The following is a 7,753-nucleotide window of genomic DNA, read 5'->3' as shown; positions in this document are numbered from 1 at the left end:
GCGCCGTATGCCAGCCAGCGCGTCACAACCTTGGCGCGCCGTTCCGGGGCGAGGCGCAGGATGCTCCCCCCCCACCACCAGAGGGCGAGCAGGCTGACGGCACCGAGCAGCAGGGTCATGGATGGTGCTGCCTCATTCCGGGCCGTCGGTCCCGATGCCGCGATCGCCGGGCACCGCGTGACATCGCCGATCTCGCCTCACGCATGTCGCCGAAGGCCGCCTGCGCGGCAATCCCTGACGTGGAGGATGACTGTCAGAGCCGTGCCTGGGCGATATCGGCCGTCGTCACACGGACGCGCCGGGTGCGACCGTCGCGGGTGATGACGAGTTCGATCGAGGCATCGAGGCCCGCGGCTTCGAGGGCGGCGGTGAGGTCGGCGAGACGGTTGACCGGGCGCCCGCCGGCTCCCACCACGACGTCGCCGATCTCGCCGGTCTGCATGTCGACCCCGCGCAGCCCCGCCGCGGCCGCCGGAGAGCCCGGCAGGACGCGCACGATCACCACGCCATCGATGCCCAGCCGCGCCGCCGTCGCTTCCTGGCCTGCGATGATGCCGATGCCGGGATTGCGGGTGCGGCCGTTCTTGATCAGCTCCGGAACGACGCGGTTGACCACGTCGACCGGGATGGCAAACCCGATGCCGGCGCTGGCGCCCGACGGCGAGAAGATCGCGGTGTTCACCCCGATGAGCCGTCCCGCGGAATCGAGGAGCGGGCCGCCGGAATTGCCCGGATTGATCGCCGCGTCGGTCTGGATCACGCCGGAGAGCTCGCGCCCTTCGCCCGTCGGCAGCCGGCGCTGAAGCGCGCTGACGACGCCCGTCGTCAGGGTGTGGTCGAGTCCGAAGGGATTGCCGATGGCGAAGGTCGCCTGTCCGACCTTCAGGTCTGCCGAGGTCCCGACGGCCAGGGACGGCGGCACGGCGGCGCTGCGGCCGAGGCGCAGCACCACGAGGTCGTAGTTCGGCGCCGTGCCGACAACGCTCGCCGGCACCACATCGCCGGAGGACAGCCGGACCGAGATCGAGCCGCCGCGTTGCGTCGCGCCGGCCACGACGTGGTTGTTGGTGACGACGTGACCGGCCGCGTCCCAGACGAAGCCGGTGCCGGTCTGCTGGCCGTTGCCCTGGCCTTCCCCCTCCCGCGGATCGGGTTCCATCAGGGCTCGTCCCTGGGCTGCCGATTGCGCGAAGACGTGAACCACGGACGGACTCGAGCGCGCGAACAATTCGACGGTCGACGTTTCTGATGGCGCGAGTTCGCCACGGGCCACGACGGCACGGGGCCCATCCGCCGTGTACAGGAACGCGGTGACGTAGGGCTGCAGCACGAACAGGGCGAGCAGGACGATCGCCGCCGTCCAGACCACCCGCGCGAACCGATCCGGCACCCGACAACTCCCTGGACACGATCGCCCTGTGGCCGTGTTGCCACGCTCCGTTAACTGGTCGTTCACCGCGATTCCTTCAACTAGGGGATGGCTTTGGATCTGCCTCCGTGCGCGTGCGCACCGTTTGCCGGAGACATTCCAGGTAACGAAATGGACACGGCTTCTGATCATTCTTGGATCAGACGAAAGAGGAGTGTTCCGGGGCGGCGGTTTCGAACGTCATGGCGAATTCATGATGAACGAAATCAGGGATGAAGCGACGAAACGGTGGCGATCATGGCAGATCGGCCCGAATTGATCGCGAAATCGCCTCACAGATGCTTCCATCCCCCTCGATACAAGCCTCGCGACGCCGGGGCTGATCGTTCACAGAACCCGGCCGGCCCGTAGTGGCCCGTCACAGCAAACAAGGACCCACGACCATGGAAACCGAAGCCCTCGAACGCCCGGCGGACCTGACGATCTGGCGCACTGCGCCGGCCGCCTCGCCCGTCGCGCAGCCGGCTCGCTTCGACACTCTGCGCGAGGCCATCGAGGCCGCCGCCGGCGCTCTCGCCGACCCGGCCAAGCAGCCCTGGATCATCACCGAGGAGGGCGAGATCCTCTCTCCGAACTGGATCCGCACCTACCTGAACTGACGTCCGGCCCCCGCTGCCGACCTGACGGTGCGCGCTGACCCGCGCACCTGGACGAACGACCCAGCCGCCGCGCTCGCGAACTGTCCCGGCGCGATAGCCGGATCGGTTCGAGCTCTGGGCGGCGATCGTATGATCAATCGATGCTTTTCGCGATTGCCAAAGCGGTCCGCCGCGGGGCTCTTCCACCGGCGTCGGTCGTTCGAGCGCCTTGTCGATCAGGCGATGATGTCGACGACCTGACCCTGCCCTTCCGGTGCGGCGGCTCTCTGCGTCTCGACGCTCTGCTGAACCAGATCCGCCACGGCCTTCTCGCTGTCGGCCTGCTGACGCAGGGCGGCGGTCTGAAACGACCCGCGGAGGGACGACGCCTGGCTCGTGGCGACGGACCTTGCGAGGTCGGCGACGGAATCGCTCATTGGGGCGGTCTCCTCGGTGCCGCGCCACCCTAACGCCGGACACCTTGCCCATTGCTCAACGCGATCGGGAGACGTGTATGCATTTTTGCGGCGGCGCCAGCGTCGCGGTCTTGGGATCCTGGGTTGGCTTTTTTCTTGATCAGCCTTTGGAAGGCCGTTCGCCCATTCGCAATGGCGGCAGGTCCGTTAGAGAATGACCCGAAAGATAGTTTGTATCGCCAGTGACCACGGTCCATCACCAGTTTGCTCACTCCACCGATCTTCACCGACGACGATGCGACCGTCCAACGCGTCCGACGCGAGCTCGCCCGGCTTGAGGCTTTGGCCTACCGCAGACGGGTCCGGGCCTGGATCGCGCGCGGTGCGAGAGGGTTGGCAGGTGCCGGTGGAAGTTTTGCCCTTCTGGTTAAGCTGAAGGTCGCCGGTTCAATCGGCGGCAAGATCATCATAGCGGCACTCATTGGCCTCGGACTGGCCTTGCCGGTGGTGGCTCTCGCCGTTCTCGTCATCCTCTTCCTCTTGTTGGCGCTGGTCGAATGCGATCCCGGCGGTAGCTGTGACTGGCCTTGCGATTGCCGCGAACGCAACGCCAGGCGCGACCGGCTCAAGGGGATGATCGACGAGCGCGTGAGCTGGCTCGCGCGCCGCGACGGCCCGGCTCCACGCGTCACGCCCGAGAGGGCGCGTGCACGTAAGCATCGGCGTTGATGGGAGTAGCCCGCCGACCTCCCTTGCTTATAATGCCGCGCACCAAGCCGAGGCACGAGCACGCATCCATGACGTCCCGCATCCCCGATTTCGCGACGCTCGCTTATGCGGCGGATGCCGTGCAGGCGCCGCCTCCGCCGGTGGGCGAGCCCTGGATGACGCCCGAAGGCATCCCGGTGAAGGGCCATTACGGGCCGTCGGATCGCGAGGAAATTGCCTTCCTCCACACCTATCCGGGCGTCGCGCCGTATCTGCGCGGCCCTTACCCGACCATGTACGTCACGCAGCCCTGGACGATCAGGCAATATGCTGGTTTCTCCACGGCGGAGGACTCGAACGCCTTCTACCGGCGCAACCTCGCGGCGGGGCAGAAGGGCCTCTCGGTCGCCTTCGACCTCGCGACCCACCGCGGCTACGATTCCGACCACCCGCGCGTGTCGGGCGACGTCGGCATGGCGGGCGTGGCGATCGACTCGATCTACGACATGCGCACGCTGTTCTCGGGGATTCCCCTCGACGAGATGACCGTGTCGATGACGATGAACGGCGCCGTGCTGCCGATCCTCGCCCTCTACATCGTGGCCGCCGAGGAGCAGGGCGTGCCGGCGAGCAAACTCGCGGGCACGATCCAGAACGACATCCTCAAGGAGTTCATGGTCCGCAACACCTACATCTACCCGCCGAAGGGCTCGATGCGGATCATCGGCGACATCTTCGCCTACACCTCGGCCCACATGCCGAAGTTCAATTCGATCTCGATCTCCGGCTACCACATGCAGGAAGCCGGGGCGACGCAGGACCTGGAGCTCGCCTACACGCTGGCCGACGGCGTCGAGTACATCAAGGCGGGCCTCGGCGCGGGTCTGACCATCGATCAGTTCGCGCCACGCCTGTCGTTCTTCTGGGCGATCGGCATGAACTTCTTCATGGAGATCGCCAAGATGCGGGCCGCGCGCCTGATCTGGGCGGGTCTCGTCAAGGAGTTCGACCCGAAATCCGACAAGTCGCTGCCGCTGCGGACGCATTCGCAGACCAGCGGCTGGTCGCTGACCGCGCAAGACGTGTTCAACAACGTCACCCGGACCTGCATCGAGGCGATGGCAGCCACACAGGGCGGCACCCAGTCGCTCCACACCAACGCACTCGACGAAGCCCTGGCGCTGCCGACCGACTTCTCCGCCCGGATCGCCCGCAACACGCAGCTCTTCCTCCAGCAGGAATCCGGCACCACCCGGATCGTCGATCCGTGGGGCGGCTCCTACTATGTCGAGAAGCTGACCCAGGACATCGCGGCCCGCGCCTGGGAGCACATCCGCGAGGTCAACGAGCTCGGCGGCATGGCCAAAGCGATCGAGGCCGGCATCCCGAAGCTGCGCATCGAGGAGGCCGCTGCCCGCGCCCAGGCGCGGATCGATTCCGGTCGACAGACCATCGTGGGCGTCAACAAGTTCAAGCCGGACGGCGACCGTGCCATCGAGCTCCTGCGGGTCGACAACGGCAACGTTCGCACCCTTCAGATCGACAAGCTCAAGCGCCTGCGTGCCGAGCGCAACCAGGCAGACGTCGATGCGGCGCTCGCCGCTCTGACCAAGGCCGCCGAGGGCACGGGCAACCTGCTCGAACTCGCGGTCCAGGCGGGCCGCGCCAAGGCCACGGTCGGCGAGATTTCCGAAGCGCTGGAGCGGGCCTGGGGCCGGCACCGGGCCGAGATCCGCTCGATCTCGGGCGTCTACAAGCGGGAGGTGGGTGGCATGTCGCCGGTGGTCGAGACGGTGCGGGAGCTGGTCGAGGCCTTCGAGGAGGCCGATGGGCGCCGCCCGCGCATCCTCGTCGCCAAGATGGGGCAGGACGGGCACGACCGCGGCCAGAAGGTGATCGCCTCGGCCTTCGCCGATCTCGGATTCGACGTCGATATCGGTCCGCTCTTCGCGACGCCGGCCGAGGCCGCGCGGCAGGCGGTGGAGAACGACGTCCACATCGTCGGCGTGTCCTCCCTCGCCGCCGGGCACCTGACCCTGGTGCCCGAACTCAAGGCGGCCCTCGACGAGGCCGGCCGGGGCGACGTGATGATCGTGATCGGCGGCGTCATCCCGCCAGGCGACTACGCAGCCCTGCACGCCGCCGGAGCCTCGGCGATCTTCCCGCCTGGCACGGTCATTGCCGATGCGGCGATCAAGCTCCTGGGCGAGTTGAACGAGCGCCTGGGCTATGGCACCCGTCAGGCAGCCGAATAGATGCCTTTCCTCTGAAGGATCCCCGAATGCCCCACGCCGTCCAGGACCAGATCCTTCCGGTCATTCTCTGCGGCGGTTCTGGGACGCGGCTGTGGCCCGCCTCCCGCGAGAGCATGCCCAAGCAGTTCACCGCCCTGGTGAAGCCGGACAGCTCGACATTCCAGGAGACGGCGTTGCGGGTCGCCGACGCGGCGAGCTTCGGACGCGCCACGGTGATCACCGCCAGCGACGCCCGCTTCATCGTCGCCGAGCAACTCGCCGAGGTCGGGGTCGCCGCCGACATCCTGCTCGAACCCGAGCGGCGCGATTCCGCTGCGGCGGTGGCGGTGGCCGCTCTCCATGCGGCCCGGACCGCCCCCGAGGCGGTGGTCCTGATCATGGCCGCCGACCACGTCATTTCCGATACGGCCGCCTTTGTGGCCGCGGCGGCGCGGGCGGCCGCGGGCGCCCGCGCCGGCCACATCATGACCCTCGGCATCGAGCCGACGCGGCCGGCCACCGATTACGGCTATATCCGCCGTGGCAGGCCGATCGAGGGAGTGGCCGGGGCCTGCGCCGTCGAGCGCTTCGTGGAGAAGCCGGACGCTGCCGGCGCCGAGGCACTGATTGTCGAGGGCGCCCTGTGGAACTCGGGCTACTTCCTGTTCCGCGCCGACGTGATGATCGAGGAACTGCGCCGCTACCAGCCGGACATCCTCGAAGCGGCCGAGGCCGCGCTCGACGGGGCGGCACGCGACCTCGATTTCGTGCGCCTCGATCCCGCCGCCTTCGCCCGGGCACCCAAGACATCCATCGATTACGCGGTCATGGAGCGCACCTCCCGGGCCGGCGTGCTGCCGGTCTCCTTCCCCTGGTCGGACGTCGGCACCTGGGACGCGGTCTGGGCCGTGCTCGACAAGGACGGCGCCGGCAATGCGGTGCGCGGGCGGGTCGAGTTACTTCATACGAGCGGCAGCCTCGTCCATAGCGAGGGGGAGCACCTGACCACGGTGGTAGGCCTCGACGACGTCGTGGTGGTGACGACACCGGACGCCGTGCTGGTGACCTCCAAGGCCCGCTCGGGCGAGGTCAAAGAGCTCGTCGCGATGCTGCGGACCAAGGCGCATCCGGAGGCCGACGCACATCGGCGGATGTACCGGCCCTGGGGCTGGTACCAGCGCATCGATATCGGCGAGCGCTTCCAGGTGAAGCGCATCATGGTGATGCCCGGCGGCCGGCTGTCGCTGCAGAAGCACTTCCACCGGGCCGAGCATTGGGTCGTGGTGCGCGGCACCGCCGAGGTCACTCTGAACGAGACGGTCTCGCTGGTTCACGAGAACGAGGCCATCTACCTGCCGATCGGCTCGATGCACCGCCTCACCAACCCCGGCAAGATCCCGCTCGAACTGATCGAGGTCCAGGTCGGCAGCTACACGGGCGAGGACGACATCATCCGCGTGGAGGACATCTACGGACGGTAGGGCCCGGTCAGGCCGCGGCGGAGGAGCGCTCCGCCCGCCCGCGGTAGGACAAAGCCTCTGCCAGATGGATGCGACGGACCCTCGCCTCCCCGTCGAGATCGGCGAGCGTCCGTGCCACCCGCAGCACCCTGTGGAAGCCGCGCGCCGACAGTCGCATGGCGTCGGCCGCGTCGCGGATAAGCGCGGCGCCCTCGGCATCGGGCGCCGCGACGTCCTCGATCAGCGTCGCAGGACAGGTGGCGTTGGTATGACCCCAGTGAGACCGCGGGCGGCGAACCGCTCGGTCTGAAGCGTGCGGGCGGCGGCGACCCGCGCCGCGCATTCGGCGGAGCCTTCGGACGGCGGCGGCAGGATCAGATCCGCGGCCGTGACGGCGCCGACCTCGATGCGCAGGTCGATCCGGTCGAGGAGCGGCCCGGAGATCCGGGCGCCGTATTGCGCGACGCAGCGCTCGTTGGGTCCGCGCCGACAGGCAAAACCGGGCTCCAGCGCCTGGCCGCACCGGCAGGGATTCATCGCCGCGACGAGCTGGAAGCGAGCCGGGTAGGTGACGCGGTGGTTGGCCCTGGCGATCATGACTTCGCCGGTCTCCATCGGCTGGCGTAGGGAATCGAGCACTTGCGCTGTGAATTCCGGCAGTTCGTCGAGGAACAGCACTCCGCCATGCGCCAGGGAGGCCTCGCCGGGGCGGGCATTGATGCCGCCGCCGACGAGTGCCGCCATGGAGGCCGAATGATGCGGCTGCCGGAACGGCCTGCGGTTGGGACAAGGCCCCGCCTTTCAGCTCGCCGGCCACCGACTGGATCATCGAGACTTCGAGGAGTTCGCGCGGGCCGAGCGGCGGCAGGATCGAAGGCAACCGCGCCGCCAGCATCGACTTGCCGGCTCCCGGAGGACCGTTCATGAG

At 68.3% G+C, this 7,753-nt stretch carries 6 protein-coding genes and 1 pseudogene; 4 read left to right on the top strand and 3 right to left on the bottom strand.

The window, feature by feature from the left end; all coding sequences use genetic code 11:
• Positions 1 to 253: 253 nt before the first annotated feature.
• Positions 254 to 1,390: a S1C family serine protease gene (locus ACFE7U_RS10270; RefSeq protein ID WP_375409622.1), complete on the bottom strand. Its 1,137-nt coding sequence runs from the start codon at positions 1,388 to 1,390 to the stop codon at positions 254 to 256.
• Positions 1,391 to 1,812: 422 nt separating this feature from the next.
• Here ACFE7U_RS10270 and ACFE7U_RS10265 point away from each other — a divergent pair, with 422 nt between their 5' ends.
• Positions 1,813 to 2,028 carry a hypothetical protein gene (locus tag ACFE7U_RS10265; protein WP_375409621.1) on the top strand — a complete coding sequence of 72 codons (216 nt, stop codon included), beginning with the start codon at positions 1,813 to 1,815 and terminating at the stop codon, positions 2,026 to 2,028.
• 215 nt (positions 2,029 to 2,243) lie between these two features.
• Here ACFE7U_RS10265 and ACFE7U_RS10260 read toward each other — a convergent pair whose 3' ends face one another.
• A complete protein-coding gene (locus tag ACFE7U_RS10260) occupies positions 2,244 to 2,444 on the bottom strand; it encodes a hypothetical protein (protein WP_375409620.1) in 201 nt (66 codons plus the stop codon).
• Between the two features lie 243 nt (positions 2,445 to 2,687).
• Between ACFE7U_RS10260 and ACFE7U_RS10255 the strand changes: the two genes are divergently transcribed.
• The 3 genes from ACFE7U_RS10255 (at position 2,688) to ACFE7U_RS10245 (ending at position 6,846) form a co-directional block, all read left to right on the top strand.
• Positions 2,688 to 3,152, top strand: coding sequence for a hypothetical protein (locus ACFE7U_RS10255; protein ID WP_375409619.1), 465 nt, complete (start codon positions 2,688 to 2,690; stop codon positions 3,150 to 3,152).
• Positions 3,153 to 3,220: 68 nt separating this feature from the next.
• Complete coding sequence (scpA, locus tag ACFE7U_RS10250) at positions 3,221 to 5,386, top strand: methylmalonyl-CoA mutase (RefSeq protein ID WP_375409618.1); 2,166 nt, start codon at positions 3,221 to 3,223, stop codon at positions 5,384 to 5,386.
• 26 nt (positions 5,387 to 5,412) lie between these two features.
• Positions 5,413 to 6,846 (top strand): mannose-1-phosphate guanylyltransferase/mannose-6-phosphate isomerase, encoded by a 1,434-nt coding sequence (locus ACFE7U_RS10245; protein ID WP_375409617.1) that lies wholly within the window; start codon positions 5,413 to 5,415, stop codon positions 6,844 to 6,846.
• 7 nt (positions 6,847 to 6,853) lie between these two features.
• Here ACFE7U_RS10245 and ACFE7U_RS10240 read toward each other — a convergent pair.
• Positions 6,854 to 7,753, bottom strand: a pseudogene (locus ACFE7U_RS10240) (YifB family Mg chelatase-like AAA ATPase); the annotation flags it as partial.

It is taken from the genome of uncultured Methylobacterium sp., assembly GCF_964251405.1.
Taxonomy (GTDB): domain Bacteria; phylum Pseudomonadota; class Alphaproteobacteria; order Rhizobiales; family Beijerinckiaceae; genus Methylobacterium.
Note: the sequence above shows the minus strand (reverse complement) of the source record. Positions and strands in the feature narration are given on the sequence as shown.

Coding starts and splice junctions, on each gene's coding strand:
- ACFE7U_RS10265 (WP_375409621.1), top strand. CDS start 1,813: ATGGAAACCGAAGCCCTCGAACGCCCGGCGGACCTGACGATCTGGCGC.
- ACFE7U_RS10260 (WP_375409620.1), bottom strand. CDS start 2,444: ATGAGCGATTCCGTCGCCGACCTCGCAAGGTCCGTCGCCACGAGCCAG.
- scpA (WP_375409618.1), top strand. CDS start 3,221: ATGACGTCCCGCATCCCCGATTTCGCGACGCTCGCTTATGCGGCGGAT.
- ACFE7U_RS10245 (WP_375409617.1), top strand. CDS start 5,413: ATGCCCCACGCCGTCCAGGACCAGATCCTTCCGGTCATTCTCTGCGGC.